General features: G+C 70.8%; 23 protein-coding genes. 15 read left to right on the forward strand and 8 right to left on the reverse strand.

Features of this window, described 5'->3' with window-relative positions:
• Positions 1-7 precede the first annotated feature (7 nt).
• A complete protein-coding gene (ileS, locus tag AC1MGR_RS01365; protein ID WP_480233410.1) occupies positions 8-3,001 on the reverse strand; it encodes an isoleucine--tRNA ligase in 2,994 nt (997 codons plus the stop codon).
• A 404-nt stretch (positions 3,002-3,405) separates the two neighbouring features.
• Between ileS and AC1MGR_RS01370 the strand changes: the two genes are divergently transcribed.
• Positions 3,406-3,672, forward strand: a complete 267-nt coding sequence (locus tag AC1MGR_RS01370; protein WP_056218320.1) for a hypothetical protein — start codon at positions 3,406-3,408, stop codon at positions 3,670-3,672.
• On the opposite strand, the gene AC1MGR_RS01375 is transcribed toward AC1MGR_RS01370, so the two are convergent.
• Positions 3,663-4,664 carry a DMT family transporter gene (locus AC1MGR_RS01375; RefSeq protein ID WP_480233411.1) on the reverse strand — a complete coding sequence of 334 codons (1,002 nt, stop codon included), beginning with the start codon at positions 4,662-4,664 and terminating at the stop codon, positions 3,663-3,665. The genes AC1MGR_RS01370 and AC1MGR_RS01375 overlap by 10 nt on opposite strands.
• A 268-nt stretch (positions 4,665-4,932) precedes the next feature.
• Between AC1MGR_RS01375 and AC1MGR_RS01380 the strand changes: the two genes are divergently transcribed.
• Positions 4,933-5,247 carry a hypothetical protein gene (locus tag AC1MGR_RS01380; RefSeq protein ID WP_181259641.1) on the forward strand — a complete coding sequence of 105 codons (315 nt, stop codon included), beginning with the start codon at positions 4,933-4,935 and terminating at the stop codon, positions 5,245-5,247.
• Positions 5,248-5,286: 39 nt separating this feature from the next.
• Here the strand turns inward: AC1MGR_RS01380 and AC1MGR_RS01385 are convergent, their stop codons facing one another.
• The gene (locus AC1MGR_RS01385) at positions 5,287-5,871 is read right to left on the reverse strand and encodes a MarR family winged helix-turn-helix transcriptional regulator (protein ID WP_108035971.1); all 585 of its coding nucleotides are present in this window, start codon (positions 5,869-5,871) and stop codon (positions 5,287-5,289) included.
• Positions 5,872-6,299: 428 nt separating this feature from the next.
• Between AC1MGR_RS01385 and rfbF the strand changes: the two genes are divergently transcribed.
• The 5 genes from rfbF to AC1MGR_RS01410 are packed head-to-tail and all read left to right on the forward strand — an operon-like array spanning position 6,300 to position 10,935.
• Positions 6,300-7,067 (forward strand): glucose-1-phosphate cytidylyltransferase, encoded by a 768-nt coding sequence (gene rfbF / locus AC1MGR_RS01390; RefSeq protein ID WP_055946355.1) that lies wholly within the window; start codon positions 6,300-6,302, stop codon positions 7,065-7,067.
• 44 nt (positions 7,068-7,111) lie between these two features.
• A complete protein-coding gene (gene rfbG / locus AC1MGR_RS01395) occupies positions 7,112-8,236 on the forward strand; it encodes a CDP-glucose 4,6-dehydratase (RefSeq protein WP_480233412.1) in 1,125 nt (374 codons plus the stop codon).
• Positions 8,236-9,498: a methyltransferase domain-containing protein gene (locus AC1MGR_RS01400; RefSeq protein WP_480234899.1), complete on the forward strand. Its 1,263-nt coding sequence runs from the start codon at positions 8,236-8,238 to the stop codon at positions 9,496-9,498. The genes rfbG and AC1MGR_RS01400 overlap by 1 nt, the downstream gene beginning before the upstream one ends.
• Positions 9,499-9,502: 4 nt before the next feature.
• Positions 9,503-10,033 (forward strand): dTDP-4-dehydrorhamnose 3,5-epimerase family protein, encoded by a 531-nt coding sequence (locus AC1MGR_RS01405; RefSeq protein WP_480233413.1) that lies wholly within the window; start codon positions 9,503-9,505, stop codon positions 10,031-10,033.
• Positions 10,030-10,935: an NAD-dependent epimerase/dehydratase family protein gene (locus AC1MGR_RS01410; protein ID WP_480233414.1), complete on the forward strand. Its 906-nt coding sequence runs from the start codon at positions 10,030-10,032 to the stop codon at positions 10,933-10,935. Before AC1MGR_RS01405 ends, AC1MGR_RS01410 begins: the two co-directional genes overlap by 4 nt.
• An 89-nt stretch (positions 10,936-11,024) precedes the next feature.
• Here the strand turns inward: AC1MGR_RS01410 and AC1MGR_RS01415 are convergent, their stop codons facing one another.
• Together AC1MGR_RS01415 and AC1MGR_RS01420 are read right to left on the reverse strand one after the other, a co-directional pair.
• The gene (locus tag AC1MGR_RS01415; protein WP_480233415.1) at positions 11,025-11,411 is read right to left on the reverse strand and encodes a response regulator; all 387 of its coding nucleotides are present in this window, start codon (positions 11,409-11,411) and stop codon (positions 11,025-11,027) included.
• Positions 11,412-11,588: 177 nt separating this feature from the next.
• Positions 11,589-12,854 carry an adenosylmethionine--8-amino-7-oxononanoate transaminase gene (locus AC1MGR_RS01420; protein WP_480233416.1) on the reverse strand — a complete coding sequence of 422 codons (1,266 nt, stop codon included), beginning with the start codon at positions 12,852-12,854 and terminating at the stop codon, positions 11,589-11,591.
• Positions 12,855-13,095: 241 nt separating this feature from the next.
• Here AC1MGR_RS01420 and AC1MGR_RS01425 point away from each other — a divergent pair, with 241 nt between their 5' ends.
• The 3 genes from AC1MGR_RS01425 to AC1MGR_RS01435 all read left to right on the forward strand — a co-directional run bounded on the left by AC1MGR_RS01425 (position 13,096) and on the right by AC1MGR_RS01435 (position 17,642).
• Positions 13,096-15,276, forward strand: a complete 2,181-nt coding sequence (locus AC1MGR_RS01425; RefSeq protein ID WP_480233417.1) for a TonB-dependent siderophore receptor — start codon at positions 13,096-13,098, stop codon at positions 15,274-15,276.
• Positions 15,273-16,556, forward strand: coding sequence for a PepSY-associated TM helix domain-containing protein (locus tag AC1MGR_RS01430; protein ID WP_480233418.1), 1,284 nt, complete (start codon positions 15,273-15,275; stop codon positions 16,554-16,556). The genes AC1MGR_RS01425 and AC1MGR_RS01430 overlap by 4 nt, the downstream gene beginning before the upstream one ends.
• 72 nt (positions 16,557-16,628) lie before the next feature.
• Complete coding sequence (locus AC1MGR_RS01435) at positions 16,629-17,642, forward strand: bifunctional riboflavin kinase/FAD synthetase (protein WP_480233419.1); 1,014 nt, start codon at positions 16,629-16,631, stop codon at positions 17,640-17,642.
• Between the two features lie 8 nt (positions 17,643-17,650).
• Here AC1MGR_RS01435 and AC1MGR_RS01440 read toward each other — a convergent pair whose 3' ends face one another.
• Positions 17,651-18,205, reverse strand: coding sequence for a YcgN family cysteine cluster protein (locus AC1MGR_RS01440; protein WP_480233420.1), 555 nt, complete (start codon positions 18,203-18,205; stop codon positions 17,651-17,653).
• Positions 18,206-18,507: 302 nt separating this feature from the next.
• On the opposite strand from AC1MGR_RS01440, the gene AC1MGR_RS01445 reads away from it, so the two are divergent.
• The 3 genes from AC1MGR_RS01445 to AC1MGR_RS01455 are packed head-to-tail and all read left to right on the forward strand — an operon-like array spanning position 18,508 to position 22,085.
• A complete protein-coding gene (locus AC1MGR_RS01445; RefSeq protein ID WP_480233421.1) occupies positions 18,508-20,751 on the forward strand; it encodes a transglycosylase domain-containing protein in 2,244 nt (747 codons plus the stop codon).
• Between the two features lie 15 nt (positions 20,752-20,766).
• A complete protein-coding gene (locus AC1MGR_RS01450; protein ID WP_480233422.1) occupies positions 20,767-21,492 on the forward strand; it encodes a DUF1214 domain-containing protein in 726 nt (241 codons plus the stop codon).
• Complete coding sequence (locus AC1MGR_RS01455; protein ID WP_480233423.1) at positions 21,489-22,085, forward strand: DUF1254 domain-containing protein; 597 nt, start codon at positions 21,489-21,491, stop codon at positions 22,083-22,085. The genes AC1MGR_RS01450 and AC1MGR_RS01455 overlap by 4 nt, the downstream gene beginning before the upstream one ends.
• Positions 22,086-22,093: 8 nt before the next feature.
• Here AC1MGR_RS01455 and AC1MGR_RS01460 read toward each other — a convergent pair whose 3' ends face one another.
• Entirely contained in the window at positions 22,094-22,909 is an 816-nt protein-coding gene (locus AC1MGR_RS01460) for a hypothetical protein (protein ID WP_480233424.1), read from the reverse strand.
• Between the two features lie 20 nt (positions 22,910-22,929).
• Positions 22,930-23,142 (reverse strand): hypothetical protein, encoded by a 213-nt coding sequence (locus tag AC1MGR_RS01465; protein ID WP_108035702.1) that lies wholly within the window; start codon positions 23,140-23,142, stop codon positions 22,930-22,932.
• 522 nt (positions 23,143-23,664) lie between these two features.
• Here AC1MGR_RS01465 and AC1MGR_RS01470 point away from each other — a divergent pair.
• A complete protein-coding gene (locus AC1MGR_RS01470; protein ID WP_480233425.1) occupies positions 23,665-23,958 on the forward strand; it encodes a hypothetical protein in 294 nt (97 codons plus the stop codon).
• 75 nt (positions 23,959-24,033) lie between these two features.
• Positions 24,034-24,990 (forward strand): glutathione synthase, encoded by a 957-nt coding sequence (gshB, locus tag AC1MGR_RS01475; RefSeq protein WP_480233426.1) that lies wholly within the window; start codon positions 24,034-24,036, stop codon positions 24,988-24,990.
• Positions 24,991-25,012 lie beyond the last annotated feature (22 nt).

A 25,012-nucleotide genomic window follows, 5' to 3' on the forward strand; every position in this document is an offset into this window, starting at 1 on the left:
ATCCGCGTCACGCGGCGTTCGAACCGGCGTTCGAACCGGCATGCGCCGCATCCCACTCGCGCAGGGCGCGGGCGTCGCGGGGCGTCACGTCGGGATAGTCCGGGTCGCTGCCGACCTCGGGCGTCACCCGCCAGGAGCGGGCGCATTTGCGGCCCTCGGCCAGGGCCGGCACCACGGCGACGCCCCGGACGTCGTCGAGGCGGAAGGCCTCGGCCGGGCCCTCGCCCGCCGCGATGCGGATGGCGGAGGTGATGCAGACATCGGCGAAGTCGACGCCCTCGACCACGGCCCGCAGATCCGCATCCGCGATGTGGACGGTGGGCGCCGCCTCCAGGCTCGCCCCGATGCGCTTGGCCGTGCGCTCGATCTCCAGGGCGCCGGTGACGACCCGGCGCACCCGGCGGATGGTCTGCCAGCGGGCCGCGAGGGCCTCGTCCCGCCAGGCGGCCGGCGTCTCCGGCAGCGTCTGGAGATGGACCGAGCCGGTCTCGGACGGGTAGCGGTCGAGCCAGGCTTCCTCCGCCGTGAAGGCCAGAACGGGGGCGAGCCAGATCGTGACCCGGCGGAAGGTCTCGTCAATGACCTGGAGGGCGGCCCGGCGCACCGGCGAGGAGGCCGGGTCGCAGTAGAGCACGTCCTTGCGCACGTCGAAGTAGAAGGCCGAGAGGTCGCCGGTCATGAAGCCGTTGAGGAGCGCCACCACCCGCTTGGTGTCGAAGGTGGCGTAGGCCTCGCGGATCTCGCCGTCGAGCTCGGACAGCCTGTGCCGGATCAGGCGCTCCAGCTCGGGCAGCGCGGCGTGCGGGATCTCGGTGCCGGGCTCGAAATGTGCCAGCGAGCCGAGCATCCAGCGCACCGAATTGCGCAGCTTCCGATAGGTCTCCGCGAAGGTCTTGATTATCTCCGGGCCGATGCGCAGGTCGTCCGCGTAGTCGGAGGCCGCCACCCAGAGTCGCAGGATGTCGGCGCCCGAATCCTTGATGACGTTCTGGGGCGCGACGACGTTGCCCTTCGACTTCGACATCTTGAGGCCCTTCGGGTCGAGGACAAACCCGTGGGTCAGGACGATGTCGTAGGGGGCGCGGCCGCGGGTGCCGGCGGATTCGAGCAGGGACGACTGGAACCAGCCGCGATGCTGGTCCGATCCCTCCAGGTACATCACCGTGTCGGTGCCGCCGTCGCGCTTGCGCCTGACGCCGGACAGGCCCGGGAACTGCTCCGGATCGTCCAGCACGAAGGCATGGGTCGAGCCGGAATCGAACCAGACGTCGAGGACGTCCGTGACCTTCTCGTAGTCCGCAGGATCGTAGTCGGGCGCCAGAAAGCGGGCGCCGTCGGCATCCGTGAACCAGGCATCGGCCCCCTCGTCATGGAAGGCGGCTTCGATGCGGGCATTCACCGCCGCGTCGCGCAGGACCTCGTGGGTGCCGCGCTTCACGAAGACGGTGATCGGCACGCCCCAGGCGCGCTGGCGCGACACCACCCAATCGGGCCGGTTGCCGACCATGCCGTTGATCCGGTTCTTTCCCTGCGGCGGCACCCACTGGGTCTCTTCGATGGACCGCAGGGCGACATCGCGCAGGGTGCGGCCCGCGAGGGACTCCACCGGCTTGTCCATCGCGATGAACCATTGCGGCGTATTGCGGAAGATGACCGGCTTCTTCGAGCGCCAGGAATGCGGGTAGCTGTGCTTGAGGGTGCCGCGCGCCACCAGGGTGCCGGCCTCCGTCAGGGCGGCGATGACCGCCTTGTTGGCGTCGCCCTTCTCGCCCTTGTGGTTAAGAACGAGTTTTCCCGTGAAACCGGGGGCCTCCTCGGTGAGCGCTCCGTCGGCATCCACCGTGTAGGGGATGCGGGTCTCGATGCCCCGCTGGGCGAGCGCCCGGCCGTTGGCCATCCAGACCTCGAAATCCTCGCGGCCATGGCCCGGCGCCGTGTGGACGAAGCCGGTGCCCGCCTCGTCGGTGACGTGCTCGCCCTCGAGGAGCGGCACGGCGAAATCGTAGCCGGGCACGTGGCCGGCCAGGGGATGGCTCAGGGTCAGGGGGGCGAGTTCGTCCGGGGCAACGTCGCGCAGGCGCTCGAAGGCCTCGACCCGGGCGCTGGCGAAGACCGAGGCGGCCAGGGCATCGGCGAGGACGTAACGGTCGCCGACCTTCGCCCAGTTGTCGTCGGCCGCCGCCGTGACCCGATAGAGGCCGTAGGCGACCTTGCGCGAATAGGCGACGGCACGGTTACCCGGCATGGTCCAGGGCGTCGTGGTCCAGATCACCACCCGCGCCTCGGCGAGATCCGGGCCCGCGCCCGCGATGGGCCGGAACGCGGCGAAGATCGTGTCGCTGACGTGGTCCTCGTACTCGACCTCGGCCTCGGCCAGGGCGGTCTTCTCCACCACCGACCACATCACCGGCTTCGAGCCGCGATAGAGCTGGCCCGTCGTCGCGAAGGTCATGAGTTCGCGGGCGATCGCCGCCTCGGCCGGAAACGACATTGTGACGTAGGGATGGTCCCAGTCGCCGGTGACGCCGAGGCGCTTGAACTCCCCGCGCTGCACATTGAGCCAGTGGGCCGCGAAGGTCCGGCATTCCTGGCGGAACTCGATGACCGGCACGTCGTCCTTGTTGCGGCCCTTGGCGCGGTACTGCTCCTCGATCTTCCACTCGATGGGCAGGCCGTGACAGTCCCAGCCCGGCACGTAGTTCGCGTCGTAGCCGAGGGCGCCCTGCGCGCGGACGATGACGTCCTTGAGGATCTTGTTCAGCGCCGTGCCGATGTGGATGTTGCCGTTGGCGTAGGGCGGCCCGTCATGCAGCACGAATTTCGGCCGGCCAGCGGCCTGCGTGCGGATCTGCCCGTAGAGGTCGGTGGCGGCCCAGCGCTCCAGCAGCAGGGGCTCGCGCACCGGCAGGCCGGCCCGCATCGGGAAGTCGGTCTGGGGCAGGAACAGGGTCTTCGAGTAGTCGCGGGCGGGGGCCGCGGCGTGAGAGGTCTGGTCGCTCATGGGCTGTCTGTGAGGTCTTCGGCGCGGATCGGCATTGAGGCGGTCGGTGGGCAGGACTGCCCCCGGGGCCGGCGGAACGGAGGCGAGGCATCGCCCTCCCGGCCTTCGCATCGGTCCGCCGCGGCGGCCCTCAGGCGCAGGCCGGGCTCATAATTCGAGGCCGGGACGCGCCCGGCACGCCGAACCGCCCGCGTGGATCACCATCAACGCACATTCGGCGGCTTCTAGCAGCGGCGCAGGCGCGAGACCAGCGAGCTTTCCGCCGCCGACACGCCCGATCAACTTCGCCGGGACCTTATTTCAAGCTCGGCCGTTGTCCCGCACGCGTTCGGGCGCCGTCCGGCTTCGGCCGGGGACCAAATCCGAGGGGTGACCGAGACGCGGCGTCATTGGGAGACACCATCATGAGAAAAGCTCTGCTCGCCGCCAGCCTCGTCCTGTCCGCCTTCGCCTTGTCGGGCGCAGCCGAAGCGCAGGGCCTTCCGGGCGGAATCCGCCGCGGCGCGGCCGAGGGCGACCGGGTCGCCGGTCCGGTGGGCGGTATCGTCGGCGGCGCCGTCGGCGGCGCGGTTGGAACCGTGAACGGGGCGCTCGGCATCGATCCGGGCCGTCGCGCCTACCGCACCCGCATGAAGTCCCGCCGCCACTCGCATCACCGCCGTCACCGCTGAGGCGATGCGGGATCCCGTGGCGCGTGCCCGTCGTCCGGGTGGCGGCCCCCCCGGGATTCCCAGTCCTTGGCCTCCTGTGCCTTGGACTCATGGGCCTTAGACTCATGGGCCTTGGACTCATGGGCCAGCAGGTAGAGCCCGGACCCGATCACGATGGACGCGCCGATCAGCGTCCATCGGTTCGGCACGTCTCCGAAGATCAGGTAGCCCAGCATCACCGACCAGAGCAGCTGGGTGTAGATGAAGGGGGCCAGCACGTTGGCCGGCGCCCGGGCATGGGCCAGGACCAGCAGCCAGTGCCCGAGGGTGCCGAACAGCCCGACCCCGATCAGGAGTGCCCAGGTGCTCCAGGCCGTCGGCGTGGTCCAGATCCAGGGCAGGAGCGGGCTCATCACCGCGAGGCCGGCCAGCCCCGAATAGAACACCGTCGTGGCCGTCGAATCGACGCTCGCGAGCTTGCGCGTGGTCAGCACGTAGAACGCGTAGCACAGCATGTTGCCGATGCTCAGGAGCACGGCGGGCTGGAAGGCCCCGACGCCCGGACGCACGATGACCAGCACGCCGAGGAAGCCGATCGCCACCGCCACCAGGCGCCGCGGCGACGACCATTCGCCCAGCAGCGGCCCCGCCAGCAGCGCCACCATCAGGGGCGTGGCGAACTGGATCGACAGGGTCTCGGCGAGCTGGAGCTTGCGCAGGGCCAGGAAGTTGAGGGCCGTCGACCCGAACAGCAGCAGCGAGCGCAGGACTTGGAGCGTGAGCCGGTTCGTCCGCGCCACCCCGGGCGTCCGGACCGGATTGAGGACCATCAGCACCAGCGAGACGTTCACCGCGTAGCGCATGAAGGTCGAGAGCAGCGGATCGACGCCCCGGCCCGCCAGGGTCTTGGCCGAGGCGTCGAGGCAGGCGAAGAACGCCAGCGTGCCGCACATCAGCGCGATGCCGGCTAGGCGCCGGTTCGTGGGCGCGGCGCCCTCTGGTTGTGACCTCAACGACGTGATCCCGATCCGCGACGGCGTTTCACCCGGTGTGACCGGGGCGACGGGGGAGCTTTAAAGCAGGTGCGGGGGAGCGCACACCCGCGTGGGGATCGGGTCGGCCACGGCACCGGAGCATCGATCCGCGGCGCGACCCCCCTCCCGCGCGAAACCAGATGGTGACTCTCAGTTGCGATCGTCCGTGCGAATCGCGTCGCCGGAACCAATTCTTATCGATGTCCGTCCATGCTCGCCGGCGAGCGTTCCTGGTGGAGGGCCATCCATGACGAAGACGATACCGTTGCTGGCCACGTTTGGGCTGATCTGCCTGATGGTTCTCCCCGCACCGGGAATCCTGGGCCTGATGATCGGCCTCGGCTGCGCGATCACCATCGTGATCTGCGCGGCGATCTGGCTGTTCGACCGGGCCGCCACCCGCCTGGCCCTCCTGATGGAGCGGACCGGCGAGCGCCTGTTCCGGCGCCGGCGGGCCGTGCATGCGGGCTCCGGCATGATGCGCAAGGCGAAGGCCCCGAAGGCCAAGGTCGCGCTAAAGGCCAAAGGCGCCGCGCCGGCACCGAGGACCGCGCCTCTCTAGGGGATCGGTTCGGGGGACGCCCGGTCCGGGTCGGCGGCGCTACAGCGCCTCCGGGACGGCGAGCCCGTCCGCCTCGTCCTCGTCCATCTCGGAATCGCCCTCGACCTCGTGGCCGGTGACGCCCGAGGCCTCCGCGAGGTTGCGGGCGGCCTTGCGCAGGAGCTTGCGCAGGCGGCGCTTCTCCTTGCCGTCGAACCCCTCGAGGAGCTCGGCCTCGACCTCGTCCCACAGCCGCTCGATGGCGGCGGCCTTGGCGAGGCCCGTCTCGGTCAGGCGCACGCGGACGATGCGGCCGTCGCCGGCCTCGGCACGGCGCTCGACGAAGCCCAGGGCCGCCAGCCGCGAGATGGTCTTGGAGGCGGTCGGCGGACGCACCCGCAGGGTCGCGGCGAGGTCGCCCATCGTCATGGTCCCGGCCGCGGCGAGCGCCTGGACCACCTGTTCCTGTCCGGCGAAGAGGTCGAGGCTGGCCAGCCGGTCGCCCACGCGGGAGCGGTGCAGGCGCGCGGCCTGGACCAGGGCCCAGCCCACGCTCTTCGCGCCCGGGGGCCGCAGGCGCTTGTCGGACTTGCTCATGCTCCGCTCGCCATCCGTGTCACCGCTCGTCCCGGGGAGCGACGCCATCACCGCGCGGGTCAAGCCCTCGCGGGGTTCGACCATCCCGCGCTCGTCAGCCGCCCGCATCGCTCGTGCCCTTCCGCTCTCATACCCCGCGAACGATGGGCCCGCGCCGGTCAATCCGGGCGCATCCACCGACAACGGGGACGTCCCACCGTCCCCGGGGCATGACCGGCCCGTATGAAGCTGGGATGACAATGCCCCGCCCCGGGGGCCGAGCGGGCTGGAAAAGTCGGCTAAAAGCCCCCTCCGTCCGGGGCCGCCCCCCGCTGCCCCCCCCGCCGGCCCCGCGCCTGGACGAAGGCCGACCCCTCGATTAAGCCTTGCGCGACGGGGTGAGCCTTGCGCGACGGGGCGCACGCGTCCGCAGCGCGACCCTTCCCGCGCCAGACCCTTCTCCCGCACCAGACCCTCCGAAGACCGCTCAGGAATCCATGAAGGCAGTCATCCTCGCAGGCGGTCTCGGCACGCGCCTCTCGGAGGAGACGGTGACCCGCCCCAAGCCCATGCTGGAGATCGGCGGCCGGCCGATCCTCTGGCACATCATGCAGATCTTCGCCGCCCACGGGGTGCGCGAGTTCGTGATCTGCCTCGGCTACAAGGGCTACGTCATCAAGGAGTTCTTCCTGAACTACCGGCTGCACCTGTCCGACGTGACCGTCGACATCGGGCGCGGCCATGTCGACTTCCACCGCAGCACCGCCGAGGACTGGCGCGTCTCGCTGATCGAGACCGGCGAGACCACGATGACGGGCGGTCGCCTGAAGCGGGTGCGCGACTATCTCGGCGACGACGACTTCTTCATGACCTACGGCGACGGCGTCGCCGACGTCGACCTGACGGCCCTGGCGGCCTTCCACCGGGCCCACGGCAAGCTCGCCACCCTCACGGCGGTGACGCCGCCGGGCCGCTTCGGCGCGCTGGAACTGGAGGACGGCACGGTGCGGCGCTTCCGCGAGAAGCCCGCCGGGGACGGGGCGACGATCAACGGCGGCTTCTTCGTGCTCTCGCCGCGGGTGCTCGACCGGATCGCGGGCGACGCCACCGTCTGGGAGGCGGAGCCCCTGGAGGGCCTCGCCGCCGACGGGCAGCTCGCGGCCTACGTCCATGCGGGGTTCTGGCAGGCCATGGACACCCTGCGCGACAAGAACCACCTCGAAGCCCTGTGGGCGGGGGACGCGCCGCCCTGGAAGTGCTGGTAGTCTGGCGCCCCAGCGAAGATCGTTTCCGGAGATCGTTTCAGAGCGTGCAGCCCTCGCCCTTCCCGCAGCCCTCGCCCTTCCCCCTGCCGCGCGCGCGCGGCCCGAATCCCGATCCCGCCTTCTGGGCCGGGCGGCGGGTGCTCGTCACCGGCCATACCGGCTTCAAGGGCGGCTGGCTCTGCCTGTGGCTGGAGCGCCTGGGCGCCCGGGTGAGCGGCCTGTCGCTCGCCCCCGGGACCAGCCCGAGCCTGTTCGCGGCGGCGGCCGTCGACGCCGGCCTCGATTCGCATCTCGGCGACATCCGCGACGCGGCGGCGGTCCGGGCCTGCCTGGCCGCCACGGAGCCCGAGATCGTCATCCACATGGCCGCCCAGGCGCTGGTGCGCGCCGCCTACCGCGATCCGCTCGCCACCTACGCCACCAACGTGATGGGCACCGCCCACGTGCTGGAGGCGGTGCGGGCGACGCCCTCCGTCCGGGCCGTCGTGGTGGTGACGAGCGACAAGGCCTACGCGAACCGCGAATGGGCCTGGGGCTACCGCGAGACGGAGGCCCTCGGCGGCCACGACCCCTACAGCAGCTCCAAGGGCTGCACCGAGCTGGTGGCGGCGGCCTACCGGGCCTCGTTCCTCAGTGAACGGGATTGCCGGGTCGCCACCGCCCGGGCGGGCAACGTCATCGGCGGCGGCGACTGGTCCGAGGACCGGCTGGTGCCCGACATCGTCCGCGCCTTCGCGCGGGGCGAGTCGGTGGAGATCCGCGCGCCCCACGCGACGCGGCCCTGGCAGCACGTGCTCGAACCCCTGAGCGGCTACCTCCGCCTCGCCGAATGCCTGTCGGGGGCGGACGGGGCGCGCTACGCCGAGGCCTGGAATTTCGGCCCGGCGGACGAGGATTGCCGGCCGGTGGCCCACCTCGTGGACGCGCTCGCCCAGGCCTGGGGCTCCGAGGCCCTGTGGCACCTGTCGGAGGCGATCCACCCGCACGAGGCGACCTTCCTCAAGGTCGATTCGGCCAAGGCCCGCAGCCATCTCGGCTGGGACCGGCGCCTGCGCCTCGACGCGGCGCTCGCCTGGACCGCCGCCTGGCACCGGGCGCAGGCCGGCGGGGCCTGCGCCCGCGACCTGACCCTGGCGCAGATCGGCGCCTACGAGGCGCTCGCCGCATGATGACCCCGACAGCGACTCCGAGCCCGACCCCGACCCCGACCCGAGGCTGCCGCGCCTGCGGGGCGCCCCTGCACCGGAGCGTGGCCGATCTCGGCCTGTCGCCCCTGGCCAACGCCTACGTGCCGGCGACGCGCGCCGACCGGGGCGAGATGGTCCATCCCCTCCACGCCTTCGTCTGCGAGGCCTGCTGGCTGGTGCAGCTCGAAGCCTTCGAGACACCGGAGGCGATCTTCTCGGACTACGCCTATTTCTCCGGCTTCTCCGCCGGCTGGCTCGCCCATGCGGAGGCCTACGTCGCGGCCATGCAGGCGCGCTTCGGTCTCGGGCCGGACAGCCGGGTCGTGGAGGTGGCGAGCAACGACGGATACCTGCTGCGCGCCGTCGTGGCCCGCGGCATCCCGGCCCTCGGCGTCGAGCCGGCCGCCAACGTGGCCGCGGTGGCGCGCGCAAGCGGCATCCCCACCGAGGTGGCGTTCTTCGGGGCGGAGACCGCCCGGCGCCTGCGGGCGGAGGGCCACGCCGCCGATCTCATGGCGGCCAACAACGTGCTCGCCCACGTGCCCGACATCCACGACTTCGTGGAGGGCTTCCGGGTTCTCCTGAAGCCCGAGGGCGTCGCCACCTTCGAGTTCCCGCACCTCCTGCGGATGATCGCGGAGCGCCAGTTCGACACCATCTACCATGAGCACTTCTCGTACCTCTCCCTCGGGGTCGTCTCGGAGATCCTGGCGGCGCACGGCATGCGGGTCTTCGACGTGGAGGCCTGGCCGACCCATGGCGGCTCCCTCCGGGTCTTCGCCTGCCACGCGGCGGCGGCACACCCGCAGGGTCCGGCCGTGGCCCGGGTGCGGGCGGAGGAGCGCGCCGGGGGCCTGTTCGAGGCCGGCGGTTACGCCGCCTTCGCGGAGGACGTGGTGCGCATCAAATGCGCCACCCTCGCCTTCCTGGCGGAGCTGCGGCTGACGGGACAGACCGTCTGCGCCTACGGGGCGGCGGCCAAGGGCAACACCTTCCTGAATTATTGCGGCATCGGCCCCGAGCTGGTGCAGGTCGTGGCGGACCGCTCGCCGCACAAGCAGGGCACGCTGCTGCCGGGCAGCCGCATCCCGGTGGTCGCGCCGGAGGCCCTCCTGGCGCGGCGGCCGGACTACGTCCTGATCCTGCCCTGGAACCTGAAGGACGAGATCGCCGGCGAGATGGCCGCCATCCGGGACTGGGGTGGGCGCTTCGTCACCGCGATCCCGCGGCTCGCGGTGTTCTGAGCCCATGCGCTTCGAGGCTCTGCCGCTCGCCGGCGCGTACCGGGTCGTCCCGGAACCCCAGGCCGACGCGCGCGGCTTCTTCGCCCGCACCGCCTGCGCGGAGGACTTCGCCGCGCGGGGCCTCGTCGGCGCCTTCGCGCAGTCCAGCGTCTCCTACAATGCCCGGCGCGGCACCGTGCGGGGCCTGCACTTCGCCGCCGAGCCCCACGCGGAGACCAAGCTCGTGCGCTGCACGGCCGGCGCGATTCACGACGTGATCGTCGACCTGCGGCCGGATTCCGCGACCTACCTCCGGTCCTACGGGACCGAGCTCAGCGCCGGGAATCGCCACGCGCTCTACATCCCGGTGGGCTTCGGCCACGGCTTCCAGGCCCTCAGCGACGATGCGGAAGTGCTCTACATGATCGACCGCCCCTACGTGGCCGGCAGCGCCCGGGGCCTGCGCTGGACCGATCCGAGCCTCGACGTCGCCTGGCCGGAGCCCGTCACGGTGATCGCCGCGCGCGATCTCGCCTATCCCGACTGGGTGCGGTGAGGGCGCGCGTCCTCGTCACGGGTGCGGCCGGCTTCGTCGGCCAGCACGCCGTGCCGGCCCTGCGGGCGCGCGGGTTCGAGGTTCACGGCGTCGGCCGCAGCTCCTCGGCGGACGCGACCTGGCACGCGGCCGACCTGCTCGTGCCCGAGGAACGGCGGGCGCTGATCGCGACGATCCGGCCGAGCCACTGCCTCCACCTCGCCTGGGACGCGGAGCCCGGCCGCTACTGGACCTCGGCGCGCAACCTCGACTGGGTCGCGGCGACCCTGGACCTCGCCCAGGCCTTCGCGGCGGCGGGGGGCCGCCGGTTCGTCGGGGTCGGCACCTGCGCCGAATACGCCTGGGGCGCGGCGCGCTTCGAGGAGGCGACGACGCCCTGCCGACCCGCGACGCTCTACGGCGCCGCCAAGGACGGGACGCGACGCATCCTGGAGGCCTTCGCCCGCCAGAACGCCGTGGGCTTCGCCTGGGGCCGGCTGTTCTACCTCTACGGCCCCGGCGAGCGCCACGGGCGGCTGGTCTCGGACGCGATCCGGGCGCTGACGACCGGCACGGCGTTCCCGACCTCGCACGGACACCAGCGCCGCGACTTCCTGCACGTCGCGGATGCCGCCGCGGCCCTGGCCGCCTTGGTGGCGGGGGACGTGGCCGGGCCGGTGAACATCGGCTCGGGCGCGGCGATCCCGGTGCGCACGCTCCTCGACGCGCTCGCCGCCCGGATCGGGGGCGCCGAGCACCTGGGTTTCGGAGCCCGTCCCCTGAGCCCGACGGAGCCGGCGGTGATCGAGGCCGGGACCCGCATCCTGACGGAGGAGGTCGGGTTCCGGCCGCGCTTCGACCTGGCGCGGGGCCTCGACGACACCGTCGCCTGGTGGCGCGCCCGGGAAAACACCCCGGGCTGACGGGTCAGGCCTTGCCGTAGGGCGTCAAGCTTTCAGCGGAGCGCCAAGCCTTCAACGGAGCGGGAAGCCCCCAGCAGAGCGGGAAGCCCTCAGCAGGGCAGCAGGCCCTTGAGCTGGGACAGGATGTCCTCGCCAGTGCAGGGCCGGGCGATGAACTTGGCGCCCTTCGGCATCCGCTCGGGGTCGGGGGCGGCGCGCCCCGAGACGATGACGATGGGCAGCTTCGGCCGGGCCTCGGACACCGCGGTCGCGAGCTCGAATCCGTTGGTCTTGCCCGACAATTCGACATCCGTGATCAGGCCGCAGATGTCGGGGCGGGCCTGGATGATGCCGAGCGCCCGCTCGGCCGAGGCGCATTGCACGGTCTCGTAGCCGCCATTCTCCAGAACGTCGCCGAGGTCCATGATCGTCAGGGCCTCGTCCTCCACCAGCAGGATCACCGGCCGGTCGTCGTTCGCCTTCGCCTCATCCACCACGATGCACCCTCCAGCCTGTCTGGCCGCGGGCCCCGTCCGGGACCGGAACCCTCGCGTGAAGCCCGGGGGCCCGCACGGCGCGATCAGGGACTCCGGGGATCCTGGACACGGGGCCAGCGCAACGTCATCCCAACGAGCGACGGGGGCGTGGGTTGCACCGGAGGCAGGGTCTCGCCGTCAGGGGGCGACCGCCCGCACCACCGTCCGCATGGCCGCGAGAAGCTCGGCCAGGTCCTGCGGCGCGATCGTGAGCGCCGGCGTCAGGTAGACGATGTCGCCGAAGGGACGGACCCAGGTGCCCTGCGCCAGGAAGCGGCGCTTCAGGTCGGCGAGGTCGGGGGGCTGGCGGAACTGCACCACGCCGATCGCCCCCAGGACCCGCACGTCGGCGACGTGGGGCAGCCCACGCAAGGGTTCGAGGCCGTCCGCCAAGGCCGCCGCGAGGGCCGCGACCTGATCGAGGCGCGGCTCGCGGTCGAACAGGTCGAGGCTGGCATTGGCCGCCGCGCAGGCGAGCGGGTTGGCCATGAAGGTCGGCCCGTGCATGAGGGCGGCGGCGGCATCGTCGGAGAGGAAGCTCTCGAACACCGCCCCCGTGGCCACCGTGGCGGCCAGCGCCATCGTGCCCCCGGTGAGGGCCTTCGACAGGCACAGGATGTCCGGCACGATGCCGGCCTGCGTGCAGGCGAACAGGGTGCCGGTGCGCCCGAACCCGGTGAAGATCTCGTCGGCGATGAGGGGCAGCCCGTGGCCCCGTGCGAGCCGGGCCACCGTCGCCAGCACCTCGGGCGGGTGCATGCGCATGCCGCCGGCCCCCTGGACCAGGGGCTCGACGATCACCGCCGCCAGGGTCTCGCGGGCGGCCGCCAGGGTCGCGTCGAGGGCGGCGACCTGCGCCGCCGTCCGGGGCAGGTCGCAGAAGAGCTGGGCCGGCAGGTAGGCGCCGAAGCGCCGGTGCATGCCCTCGTCCGGGTCGCAGACCGACATCGCCCCCAGGGTGTCGCCGTGATAGCCCTCCCGGAAGGCCAGGATGCGGGTGCGCCCGGCGACGCCCCGGTTGATCCACATCTGCACCGCCATCTTCAGGGCGACCTCCACGGCCACCGAGCCGGAATCGGTGAAGAAGACGTGGTCGAGGTCGCCGGGCAGCAGGGTCGCGAGGCGCGCCGCCAGCCGCTCCGCCGGAGCGTGGGTGAGACCGCCGAACATCACGTGCGGCATCGTCTCCAGCTGCGCGGCCACGGCCGCCCGGATGTGGGGATGGTTGTAGCCGTGGGCCGCCGTCCACCAGGAGGCGATGCCGTCGATCAATGCGCGCCCGTCGGCGAGGACGATGCGCGACCCGTGGGTGCGCACGGCCTCCAGAGGCGGGGCCGCCCCCTGCATCTGCGTGTAGGGCCGCCAGAGATGGTGCCGTCCGGGGGATTCGCGCGGGCTCGTCATGATCGGACAGGGATGTGAGCGCGGGACCGCCGGGTCAAGCCGACCCTTCGCCGCCGATCGCCGCCGATCGCCGCCGCGACGAGACTGCACACACGAACCTTCATCTTGTGATCGACAAAAGTATATCCCTGTCTATGCTGCGGCTATTCATTCATTTGAGAGGTTCTAATCTTTACACGACACCTTGCAAATGATGTTGCGGCGCACTACGGCGAAGCTTCTGCTTCGTCCGAGATCCGATATGCCGCGCGCCGCCCGAACCTCCCGCCATCCGTCCCGGCACCGCCGGTTGGCCGGGGGCGCCCTCTGGCTGCTGTCCGCCGGTGCGGGCTCGGCGCAGGAGGCGCAGTCCACCGTCACCCTCGAGGAACTCAGCGTCGCGGGCCTCGACAACGGACTCGCGACCGTCGGATACCAGCCCAAGCGCTCGACCTTCGGGGCGGGCGCCGACACCGCCATCCTCGACACCCCGGCGAACATCGCCGTGGTCTCCGCCCAGGTGTTGCGCGACCAGCGCGTGATCTCCCTCGACGAGGCCCTGCGCAACGTCAGCGGCATCGCCCAGACCAACAGCGTCGGCGGCACCCAGGAAGCCGTGGTGCGGCGCGGCTTCGGCACCTTCCGCGACGACTCGATCCTGCGGGACGGCCGGCGCACGGTGCTGCAGCAGAACTTCAGCTACGCCATCGAGCGCGTGGAGGTGCTCAAGGGTCCGGCCTCGCTCCTCTACGGCATCACCGACCCGGGCGGGCTGATCAACCTCGTCTCGAAGCGGCCGGACTTCACCCCGCACGGCTCCCTCAACCTCACGGGGACGAGCTTCGACGGCGGCCTCGTCCAGGGCGACCTCACCGGGCCCATCGCGGGCACCAACCTCGCCTACCGCATGGTGGCCGACATCCAGAGCTACGCCTACTGGCGCAACTTCGGCCATCTCAGCCGGCAGGTCGTGGCCCCCTCGCTCACCTGGAAGGGCGACGACACCACCGTGACGGTGGGCTACGAGTTCGGGCATTACCGCGTGCCCTACGACCGCGGCACGATCTTCGACCCGCGCACCGGGCGCCCCCTGCGGGTGCCGCGCGACCGGCGCTTCGACGAGCGCTCGAGCCAGCACGAGGCCACCAGCCATCTCGCCACCCTCGACGTCGATCACCGCTTCGACAACGACTGGACGCTCCACTTCGGCTACACCTACTCCCATCTCGGCTACGACGAGGACCAGATCCGGCCGGTCACCTACTTTCCGGCCACCGGCCTCCTCACCCGCCGGGCCGACGGCACCCGCAACGCCGATTTCAACGCCCACGTCGCCCGCCTCGACCTGACCGGCCGCTTCGACACCTTCGGCCTGCGCAACGACCTCCTGGCCGGCGTCACCTACGAGAACATCGATTACGGCCGGCCCGACATCATCCGGGGTCCGAACCGGGCGGGGTTCAACCCGTTCCGGCCGGTCTACGGCACCCTCGCGACGGTGCCGGTGATCTCGCCCGCCGACAGCAACCTCCGCGAACGCTTAGTGAATACCAGCGTGTATTTGCAGGACTCCCTGCACCTCGGCGACCAGTGGATTCTGGTCGCCGGCGTCAGCACGCAGATCTTCGACCAGTTCGGCGCCAAGGGGACGCCGGCGGTGGCCTACACCGACATCGACGGGGTGCGCGTCCTGCCGCGGGTCGGCCTCGTCTACAAGCTCGCCCCCAACCTGTCGCTCTACGGGAGCTATTCGCAGTCGTTCAAACCCAACACCTCGCTGGCCAACATCGTCGGCGCCCTGCCGCCCGAGGAGGGCGAGGCCTTCGAGGTCGGCGTGAAGGCGGACATCGCCGCCGGGCTGACCGTGACGGGCGCGATGTTCGACATCGACAAGGCGAACGTGCTGGTGACGCAGGTCAACGGCCAGGGCCTTACCGTGGCGACCACCGCCGGCAAGGTGCGCTCGCGCGGGTTCGAGCTCGACGTCGCCGGCCAGATCCTGCCCGACTGGGCGGTGATCACCAGCTACGGCTTCACCCAGGCCGAGGTGACCCAGGACCCGCTGCTGGTGGGCAAGCAGCTCCTCAACACCCCGCGGGTCACAGCCTCGGCCTTCCTCACACATCAGTTCGGCGCCGTCGCCGAGGCCGCGGAGTTCGGCGCGACGCAGCTGGGCGCCGGCTTCCTGGAAGCGGGCTTCGGCGCGCGCTACGTCGGCGCACGGCCGGGGGACGCCGCCAACAGCTTCGCCCTGCCCGACTACGTCGTCTGCGATGCGTTCCTCGCCTACAACACCCAGGTGAACGGCTTGCCGACCACGCTCCAGCTCAACCTCAAGAACCTGTTCGACCGCACCTACTACCCCTCCTCGGGGGGCAGCAACCTGCTGGTGGCGGTGGGCGAGCCCTTCCAAGCCCTCGTGACGGCACGGGTGGCGTGGTGAGGCACCTGCGCGCCGTCCTGTTCCAACTGCACTGGCTGCTGGGGCTCGGGGCCGGGCTGATCCTGGCCGTGGCGGGCGTCACGGGTGCGCTCCTCAGCTACGAGGATGCCATCGGCGAGGCCTTCGATGCGGACCTGATCCGGGTCGCCCCCCGGGCGGAGGATCCGCTCGCTCCGGATGCCCTCCTGGCCCGTTTCCATGCGCAGCGGTCCGACACGGTGGCGAACCTGACGCTCTCGGCCGAGCCTGCCACCGCCGCGTTGGTGCGGCTCGGGCGCGATCCTGCCACCGGCCGACGGCCGCCGTCCCTCTACCTCGACCCCTATGACGGCACGGTGCGGGGCGCGGCGCGGACGGAGGAAGTCTTCGCCACCATCCGGCGCCTGCATCGCTGGCTGCTCCTGCCCGGCGACGGCAAGGGCTGGGGCCGGACCCTGACCGGCGCCAGCGTCCTCGCGCTCCTCGTTCTGCTCTGCACCGGGCTCTACCTGCGCTGGCCGAAGGTGATGTCCCTACGGATCTGGCTGAAGCCCCATCTCCGGCAATGGGGCCGACCGACCTACTGGTCGCTGCACGCGGTGGCCGGAACCTGGGTGCTCCCGATCTACCTCGTCATCGCCCTGAGCGGGCTGTGGTGGTCCTTCGACGGCTATCGCGAGGTCGTCACCGCCCTCCTCACCGGCGGCGAGACCAACACCCGGACGGCCGAGAGCACACCGCCGGCCCCGGTCGCCAATCCGGGCGGGTCCAAGGCGAGTGAACCGAAGGCAAGCGGACCCCAGGCGAGTGGACCCAAGGAAGGCGCGCCCCGCGGTGAAGGCAGGCCCGGTCGGCGCGAGGACGGGTTGGGAGGCCCCGGAGCGCCGAGTCTCGACGCGGCCTGGTTGGCCTTCCGTACGGCCGATGACGGACACTTCACCCGTGCGACCCTGCTCCTGCCGGCGGGTTACACCGGGCCGGTGCGCATCCGCTCCGAGAACGGGAACGGCTGGCGCGACGACACCCGGATCGAGGCATCCAGCGGGCGTATCCTCGGGCACGAGATCGGCGGGGAGCGCCCGCTCGGGATCCGCATCGCCGGCAACATGCTCGATGTGCACAGCGGGCGCATCTTCGGCCTCCTCGGGCCACCGATCTTCCTCGTTGCGGCACTGCTGATGCCGCTCTTCCTGGCGACGGGCTTGCTGCTCTACCTCGGGCGCCGCGCGGCGAAGGCGCGGCGGCGCGTGCAGACGGGGGCGGGCCGGACCGCGACCTCCGCGCTCGGTCCGCGCGCTTGACCCCCTGACCGGTTTTCGACAGGTTCCGCCGCCACAGCTCCCGACCCCGACCGCTGCAACCGCCGAGATCCGATGTCGTCTGGCGACGAATCCGCCGTCCCGCCCGCCGCATCCGCGCACGAGCGACGCTTCACGATCTGCCGCGAGGACCAGCCGGTGCCGCCCGCGATCGCCGGAGCCATCGCGGCGATCGGCAATTTCGACGGGGTGCATCTCGGCCATCGGGCCCTGATCGCCGCCGTGCGCGAGACCGCACGGGCGGCCGGCCGCCCGGCGGTCGCCCTCACGTTCGAACCGCATCCGCGCGCCTATTTCGCCCCGCATCTCCCCATGTTCCGGCTCACCGACGCGGACGCGAAGGAGACCGTCTTCGCCCATCTCGGCCTCGACGGGCTGATCGTGCGCCGGTTCGACGCCACCCTGGCGGGAACCGGCGCACGCGACTTCGTTGAGGGGTTGCTGGTGCGCGACCTCGGCGTGGCGGGCGTCGTCATCGGCCACGACTTCCATTTCGGCCGCGGGCGCGAGGGCACGCCGGCGGTCCTCGCCGATCTCTGCGCGCAAGCAGGCCTGAGCTGCCGAATCATCCCGCCTGTCGCCCTGAGCACGGGGACGGAACCGGTCTCGTCGAGCGCGATCCGGGTGGCCCTCGCCGAGGGGGCGGTGGCGCGGGCCAATGCGCTCCTCGGCTACCGCTGGTTCGTCTCCGGCGAGGTCCGCCACGGCGACAAGCGCGGACGCACCCTCGGCTATCCCACCGCCAACGTGGCCCTACCCGCCTGCAACCTCGCCCACGGCATCTACGCGGTCCGGGTGCGCCTGCCCGACGGCCTCGTGAAGGACGGGGTTGCCAGCTACGGCCGGCGCCCGACCTTCGACGACGGCGCCCCGCTCCTCGAGGTCAACCTGTTCGATTTCTCCGGCGACCTCTATGGCCGGACGATCGCCGTGGAGTTCCTGGACTATCTCCGCGGCGAGGTCCGCTTCGAGGGAGCCGACGCCCTGATCGCCCAGATGCATCGCGATGCGGCCGAGGCCCGCCGGATCATCGCCGAGAATACCGCCCCCTCGATGCTCGACGCCTGAAGCCGCGCCTATTCCGTGTCGTCCTCGGTGTCCGGCGTGCGATTGGGCCAGGTCACGATCCGGTCGAGGAGTTCGTCGGCGGTGAATTCCTCCTCGTTGCCGGAGACGCGGCCGCGCACCGAGATGCCGGCCTCGTGCACGCTGGCGGCGCGGCCCGAAACCAGCGGATGCCAGGCATAGAGATCGCGGCCCTCGCGGATCAGGCGATAAGCGCAGGTCGGCGGCAGCCAGGGGATCGTGCGGACCGCCTCGGGTGTGAGGCGCACGCAGTCGGGCACGCGCTTCTGGCGCCGCGCATAGTCGCGACAGCGGCAGCCATGACCGTCGAGCAGGGTGCAGCCGACATCGGTGTGATAGACTTCCGCCGTGTCCTCGTCCTCGAGCTTGAGGAGGCAGCAACGACCGCAGCCGTCGCACAGGCTCTCCCACTCGGCCGGCGACATCGCCTCCAGGGTCTTGGTCCGCCAGAACGGCTCCGCAGCCGGGGCAGCGGGTGGCTCGGAGCGAACGGATTCGGGGAAGGCCTGCAGCGTCGGGGAACGCGCGGCCGAGCGGTCCCGCATGGGGAACACCTTGGGCTGGGAGCGGCGAGGATCCGGATGATCCGCTCCTGTGCCGCAACGCGGGCCCTGGAGCAAGCGTTGCCGGCGCACGGCACGACGCCGCGCCGCGTTCGGAGGTCCCGCGCCACTGGGTCGCCCCAATCCGGCATCAAGGTTAAGAACAGGTTATGGCCTGAGGCGGCGGGACGCTCGCCCTTGTCGGACGTTCCCATGAACGAAGCCTCGCGGCCGAGCGCGGGTGTTGGTAGGATCGCGCGGACCGGCGTCGTGCCGGAGCCGGGTGCGGAAGGACTGGAACTCAGGTGCGCCTGCCCAAAGCGACCTCCCTCACGACACGGATCAAGCACGCCGCCCTCGCCTTCGACGCCTGGGTGAATGCGAGCCTGTACGACGGCGGCCGCACGGCGGGAGAGACCTACGAGCGCTTCCAGGAGCGCATGAACGTCTTCTCGGTGCGGGGCTGGAAACGGTTCGCCCTCGACCTGACCAGCGAGGCGGTGACCCTCGGTACCGGTGGCGCGGTCCTGATGCTCGCCCTGGCGCAGCCGGCCTTCAACCTGACCAGCGACAACTGGTTGAAGGCCCAGGACCTCGCCGTGACCTTCCTCGACCGCTACGGCACCGAGGTCGGACGGCGCGGCATCAAGCACGACGATTCGCTGAAGCTCGACGATTTTCCCGACATCATGATCAAGGCCCTGGTCTCCACCGAGGACCGGCGCTTCTACGAGCACTGGGGCATCGATCCCATCGGCACAGCCCGTGCGCTGGTGTCCAACTCGCGCGGCGGCGGCAACACCCAGGGTGGCTCGTCGATCACGCAGCAGCTCGCCAAGAACCTGTTCCTGACCAACGAGCGCTCCCTCGAGCGCAAGATCAACGAGGCCTTCCTGGCGCTCTGGCTGGAGAGCCACCTCTCCAAGAACGAGATCCTGAAGCTCTACCTCGACCGGGCCTACATGGGCGGCGGCACCTTCGGAGCCGTGGCGGCGGCAGACTATTATTTCGGGAAGCCGCTCAAGGACATCACCCTGGCCGAGGCCGCGATGCTCGCAGGCCTGTTCAAGGCGCCGACCAAGTATGCGCCCCACGTGAACCTGCCGGCGGCCCGCGCCCGGGCCGGCGACGTGCTGCACAACATGGTCGAGGCCGGCTTCCTGACCGAGGGCCAGATCCAGACCGCCCTGCGCAACCCCGCGACGCCGGTGACCCGAACCCGCGACATCACGGCAGACTATTATCTTGACTGGGCCTTCGGCGAGATCAAGCAGATGGCCGATGCCGGCCGCTTCCGCAGCGACCGCGTCCTCACCGTGAAGACGCCCCTCGACCTGACCATCCAGCGCCGGGCCGACGAGGTGGTGCAGAACACCCTGCGCCGCTTCGGCGACCAGTACGAGGTCGACGAGGCTGCGATGGTGATCCTCGATCCGGACGGGGCCCTGCGGGCGATGGTCGGCGGTGCCGATTACGGCGAGAGCCAGTTCAACCGCGCCACCGACGCCCTTCGCCAGCCCGGCTCGTCGTTCAAGCCCTACGTCTATGCCGCCGGTCTCGCCTCAGGCCTATATCGCCCGGACACGCGCGTCGTCGATCGGCCCGTCTGCATCGGCAACTGGTGTCCGCAGAATTACGGTCGCTCGTTCTCGGGCGCCACGACGCTCACCGTCGCGGTGGCGAAATCCATCAACACCATTCCGATCCAGGTCTCGATCGCCCTGGGCAAGGCGATGGGCATCTCCCACGAAGCGCGGGCGGCCGCCGCCGGGCGCAAGAAGATCATCGAGACCGCCCATGCCATGGGCATCACCACGCAGCTGACCGATTCCGTCTCCCTGCCGATCGGCTCGGCGGAGGTGAACGTCATCGACCAGGCTGCCGGCTACGCGGTGTTCGCCAATGGCGGCCGCAGGGCCAAGCCCTACGCGGCCATGGAGGTCCGCAACTCGTCCGGTGATGTGATCTACCGCCATGCCGACGAGCCGATGCAGCAGGTGCTGTCGACCCAGGTGGTCGCCGACATGAACTACATGCTGACCAAGGTGGTCGAGGAAGGCACCGGCAAGCGCGCGGCGCTGGAAGGCATCAAGGTCGCTGGCAAATCCGGCACCACGAACGCCTATCGGGATGCCTGGTTCGTCGGTTACACGGGCAATTACGTCGGTGCTGTCTGGTTCGGCAACGACGATCACACGTCCACCAACAAGATGACCGGCGGCTCGCTGCCGGCCATGACGTGGCACGACGTGATGGAAGTCGCCCACCAGGGTATCGAGCTCAAACCCATGCCGGGCTTGAAGGATCCGGGCCGTGCAGTGGCGCAGTCGGGGCAGAGCGCAGCGCCCGTGAACGCAGCGGCGAGCGCAGCCGGCAAACTCTCCCGGCGCTCCTTCGAGGTCATCGGCAGCATGAACGGCCTGTTCCGCCAGGTGGAGAAGTCCTCCCTGAAGGCACCCGAGAAAACCTCCGCCCTCGAGCCCCTGAGCGCGCCCGGCCCGGTGGCGGATGGGGTCCGCGCCGTCGATGGCCGCATCGGCACACCGTAACCGGCGATCATGCGCATGACATTCGCCGAGACGGTCGCGCGGTTGCGTCCGGACCAGACCCGAACACGCTCGTCCGACCCGCGGAGCCGCGAAACGGATTCGGTCTCCGGGACCGGCGGACGCCTGACGCGCGCGCTGCGACGCGGCGTGCGCAAGGCCTCGACCGTGACGCTGATGCTCTACGCCCTCGCGCTGGGGGCGGGCCTCGGCCTCGCGACCGCCGATTATGCCACGCGCGGTGGCTATCCCTTCGGCGGCGTCCGGGTGGGCGCCTGGATCGCCTGGCCGAAAGTCGGCTCCGTGAGTGCGGATCCCTACGCCCGCGCGGTCAACGCGCGACGCGGCGAGATTCCCCTGGCGATCGGTGAAGGCATGCTGCTCACGGCCGAACAGGACGAATCCGGACGGGGACTCGATGCCGCCTGCACCTACCGCGTGGCGGGCGTGACGCCGCCGGCCCGCGCCTGGACCGTGACGGTGGCCGGCCGCGGGCCGCGCGACTCGGACACCGCCCCCATGCGCGAAGGCTTCACCGCCACGGAGATCCTGCGCGAGACCGACGGGCAGTTCGTGATCACCCTGTCGCCGGAGGTCCAACCGGGCAACTGGCTGCCGATGCCGCGTGCCAAGGGGCCGGTACGGCTCGCCCTGCGCCTGTACGATACGCCCGTGGCAGCCAGCGCGGGCAGTCTCGATCGCTCGGCTGTGCCGGCCATCATCCGGACCGGGTGCGCCGCATGACGCCGCGGGGCCGCTTCCTCGTCGCCACCCTCTCGGGACTGGTCCTCGCCGGCCTCGTACACGGGGCCACCGTCCTGCTCATTCCACGCTTGGCGGAGTCCGATGCGCTGTCGCGGGCGCGTTCCGGGGAGAACCTCGACCATCCGCTGGCGATCAACACCGTGGCGGCCGGCGACGCCACCCCGCCCGTGGAGGCCTGGCTTCCGATTCCGGACCCGGCGGTGGCGGTCGGGCTCTGCGCCTATGACCTCTCCGAGGGACCGATGCGGGTTTCGGCCCGTACAGGCTCACTGATGCTGTCGCTGGCGGTACACGGACCGCGGGGAGCTTTCTATGCGGTGACCGACCAGGCGGCGGTGCGCGGTGCCCTCGACCTCGTGGTGCTCACCCGGGCCCAATACGACGAGGCGCTCGCCAATGCCGACGAGGACGAGGTCAGCCACGATGTCCGCATCGTCGCCGGCGACACCCGGGGGTTCGTGGTGGTGCGGGTGATCGCGGCCCTGCCGAGCCAGCGCGCGGCAGCCGACGCGGCGGTACAGGCGGTCTCCTGCACCGTCGACAGCCCCGGCGACGAGAAGACCGGCGGCTGAGGCAGCGCTCAGTTCTTGGCGACGATCGGCCTCGGTGCAGCGACCGCGACCACGCCCTCCGTCTCCGGCAGGAGCCCGCATCGGGCCTCGGCTTCGGGTGGCACCAACGGATCGAGCAGGGGACGCCGTCCGTCGAGGGCGGCCAGGGTCCGTTCCACCGACACGCCCTCCGGCCCTGGCGCCGCGATCAGGAGATGCTCGAGAGCATAGTGGTAGCGGCGGGAGCGGCGTCCGGTCTCGAAGCGGACCCAGGCGATGAGGCAGCGGTTCTCGGCCACCCGCATGGCGGCCTGGTGCACGTCGCCGTCGTCCAGACTCTTGGCGAAGGGCAGGCTGCGCAAGCGCAGGGCATCCCCCTCCTTCACCCGCATCGCCAGGGCTGCGAATTGCGGGATCAGCCGGGCATCGATGCCGATATCTTCCGACAGGCGCCGGTAACGCGAGACCGGCGAGCGAAAGCTCTCTGCCATCAGGGTGTCGTGATAGGCCGCCGGATCGTCGATCCGCCAGGAGGCGGGCAGCACCCGGGCGCGCGTGAGATTGGCGAGAATGTCCGTGAACGCGTCGTGCCCGGCCGCCGGCATGAGGAAGCGCCAGGCGCGATCGCGCAGGACGCGTTCCTCGTCGGTGAAGGGAAAGGTTGCGGCCGGCTCCTCGCGCTCCCGCGCCGCCAGGGTCCCGGTGGTCTCGATCAAGCTGTTCCAGGCGCCGGCCTTGGGCCGCCCGAAATCGCCCTCCTGCGCGCAGCCGGCGAGAAGCGCCAGGGTCGCGAGGGGGATCAGGCGCAGGGCCTGCCGGCGTCCGGTCCAGGAGGAGGGCACCATCCGGGCGCGTCAGCCGAGGGTCAGGACCGGCGGCGCAGGCGCGGCGCGGGAGCTTCCGGCTCGGGCATGCGCTCGTAACGAATTCCGGTGAAGAGCAGGATGGCGCCCCGCGGCGCCTCCGCGTCCGCTCTCCGGAAGCGACGCGCCGTGGCCGGGAACGTCACGACCGTGGCCGTCGAGCGCTCTGGGCGGCGGTCGGTGCCGCCGGTGTCGGGCAACCTGTGGGTGTTCATCGGCTGGTTTCCGATTCCATTCGATCTCTAAGGCGAGCCGTCGCCGGGCCTGCCACCGCCGCATCCGGGCCGCTCCGGTATCGGGGTGATGCCGTCAGAGATCAGCATGGGGTGGTTAACGGAACCTTGCGATGGCCGGAGCGGCTTCGTCTTCCGTGGCTCGGTCATAGCGGACCGGTCGGGCGTGGCTTCCCTGCCACGCCCTTCGACCCATGGCATGGCCCGCGATTTGCTACGCGATGGGCTGCCCATGGCGGGCATTTCCTCCCTTGTACTCGGCCCCGCTCGCCCGGCGAGCGGGGCTTTTTTGCGGGATCGGCGTCATCGCGACGCTTCCAACCTCGCTGCACTCAGGATCGACGGCATGGAACACGCGGCGGCGGGAGCGCTTGCTAAGGGCCGGTCGCGCCCGATATGCCGTGTCGCTTCCGTTCGAACGGCCTGACTTTTCGCGAACGCACCTTTTCGTCCCACACCTCATCCCTTTCGCACACCCCACTTTCGATTGAAGGACACCGCCGGATGCGCGTGGTTATCTCCCGACTCTTGAGCTCGACCAAAGGACTCAGCACGGCCCTGCGGATTGCGCCGTTCGCTCTCCTGATGGTGGCGGTCAGCCCGGCCCAGGCCCAGCGCGAGGATCAGGGCCTTCAGCTGGGATGTGCCAACGACTATTTCCGCCTCTGCGCCGGCGTGGATCCCAACAGCCAGGATGCCGAGCGCTGCATGGATCGCAACCGCTCTCGCCTGTCCCCCGAATGCAAGGCCGCCATCGGCGACTACGATCGTCGCACCGGCGGGAAATCGCAGAAGTAAGGTGCCGCACGGCACACCGCATCACGGTCGGGACGGGCATCCACGCGGTCCGTCCCAAGACAGAGGTTTGACAGCATGACCCTGACCGTCGCGGTGCAGATGGACCCGATCCAGGCGATCCGGGTCGCCGGGGACACCACCTTCGCGCTCCTGCTCGAGGCCCAGGCGCGGGGACACCGGCTGCTGCACTACACGCCGGATCGGCTGTCGATGCAGGGTCAGGTCGTGACGGCCCGCGTCGAGGCCCTCACGGTTCAGGATGTGGAGGGGGCGCACGCCACCCTCGGACCGATCGAGCGCATCGACCTGTCGAGCGTGGACGTGGTTCTGATGCGTCAGGATCCGCCCTTCGACATGGCCTACATCACCGCGACCCACATGCTCGAGCGGATTCACCCGCGGACCCTCGTGGTGAACAACCCTGCCGAGGTGCGTAATGCGCCCGAGAAGCTGTTCGTCCTCGACTTCCCCGAATTGATGCCCCCGACCCTGATTACCCGCGACAAGGCGGAGATCGAGGCGTTCCGGGCCGAGCATGGCGCCATCGTGATGAAGCCCCTGCACGGGCATGGCGGAGCTGCGGTGTTTCGGGTCCTGCCGGAAGACGCGAATTTCGGGTCGATGTTCGACCTGTTCTCGGTGACGTTCCGCGAACAATGGGTCGTGCAGCGTTTCCTGCCGCGCATCACCGAGGGCGACAAGCGCATTATCCTGGTGGACGGCGAGCCGAAGGGTGCGATCAACCGGGTACCTGCCCTGAACGACATCCGCTCGAACATGGTGCGGGGCGGAGCCGCGGCGGCCTCGGATCTCACCGAGCGCGAGCGTGCGATCTGCGCCACCATCGGCCCGGAGCTGAAGCGCCGGGGCTTGATCCTCGTCGGGATCGACGTGATCGACGGCAACCTGACCGAGATCAACGTGACGTCGCCGACCGGCATCCGGGCGATCAAGCGACTCGGGGGGCCGGATCTGGCGGTCTCGGTCTGGGATGCGATCGAGGGTCGCGTTGGCAAGGTCCTGTCGGCCTGAGCGGCCCCTGCCCCCTGAAGCG

This window comes from Methylobacterium sp. BI1 (genome assembly GCF_056680125.1).

What these genes read in the sequence shown, in the direction of transcription:
- ileS (WP_480233410.1), bottom strand. Translation starts at nt 3,001, where the DNA reads ATGAGCGACCAGACCTCTCACGCCGCGGCCCCCGCCCGCGACTACTCG.
- AC1MGR_RS01370 (WP_056218320.1), top strand. Translation starts at nt 3,406, where the DNA reads ATGAGAAAAGCTCTGCTCGCCGCCAGCCTCGTCCTGTCCGCCTTCGCC.
- AC1MGR_RS01380 (WP_181259641.1), top strand. Translation starts at nt 4,933, where the DNA reads ATGACGAAGACGATACCGTTGCTGGCCACGTTTGGGCTGATCTGCCTG.
- AC1MGR_RS01385 (WP_108035971.1), bottom strand. Translation starts at nt 5,871, where the DNA reads ATGGCGTCGCTCCCCGGGACGAGCGGTGACACGGATGGCGAGCGGAGC.
- rfbF (WP_055946355.1), top strand. Translation starts at nt 6,300, where the DNA reads ATGAAGGCAGTCATCCTCGCAGGCGGTCTCGGCACGCGCCTCTCGGAG.
- AC1MGR_RS01400 (WP_480234899.1), top strand. Translation starts at nt 8,236, where the DNA reads ATGACCCCGACAGCGACTCCGAGCCCGACCCCGACCCCGACCCGAGGC.
- AC1MGR_RS01405 (WP_480233413.1), top strand. Translation starts at nt 9,503, where the DNA reads ATGCGCTTCGAGGCTCTGCCGCTCGCCGGCGCGTACCGGGTCGTCCCG.
- AC1MGR_RS01420 (WP_480233416.1), bottom strand. Translation starts at nt 12,854, where the DNA reads ATGACGAGCCCGCGCGAATCCCCCGGACGGCACCATCTCTGGCGGCCC.
- AC1MGR_RS01425 (WP_480233417.1), top strand. Translation starts at nt 13,096, where the DNA reads ATGCCGCGCGCCGCCCGAACCTCCCGCCATCCGTCCCGGCACCGCCGG.
- AC1MGR_RS01435 (WP_480233419.1), top strand. Translation starts at nt 16,629, where the DNA reads ATGTCGTCTGGCGACGAATCCGCCGTCCCGCCCGCCGCATCCGCGCAC.
- AC1MGR_RS01440 (WP_480233420.1), bottom strand. Translation starts at nt 18,205, where the DNA reads ATGCGGGACCGCTCGGCCGCGCGTTCCCCGACGCTGCAGGCCTTCCCC.
- AC1MGR_RS01450 (WP_480233422.1), top strand. Translation starts at nt 20,767, where the DNA reads ATGACATTCGCCGAGACGGTCGCGCGGTTGCGTCCGGACCAGACCCGA.
- AC1MGR_RS01455 (WP_480233423.1), top strand. Translation starts at nt 21,489, where the DNA reads ATGACGCCGCGGGGCCGCTTCCTCGTCGCCACCCTCTCGGGACTGGTC.
- AC1MGR_RS01460 (WP_480233424.1), bottom strand. Translation starts at nt 22,909, where the DNA reads ATGGTGCCCTCCTCCTGGACCGGACGCCGGCAGGCCCTGCGCCTGATC.
- AC1MGR_RS01465 (WP_108035702.1), bottom strand. Translation starts at nt 23,142, where the DNA reads ATGAACACCCACAGGTTGCCCGACACCGGCGGCACCGACCGCCGCCCA.
- AC1MGR_RS01470 (WP_480233425.1), top strand. Translation starts at nt 23,665, where the DNA reads ATGCGCGTGGTTATCTCCCGACTCTTGAGCTCGACCAAAGGACTCAGC.
- gshB (WP_480233426.1), top strand. Translation starts at nt 24,034, where the DNA reads ATGACCCTGACCGTCGCGGTGCAGATGGACCCGATCCAGGCGATCCGG.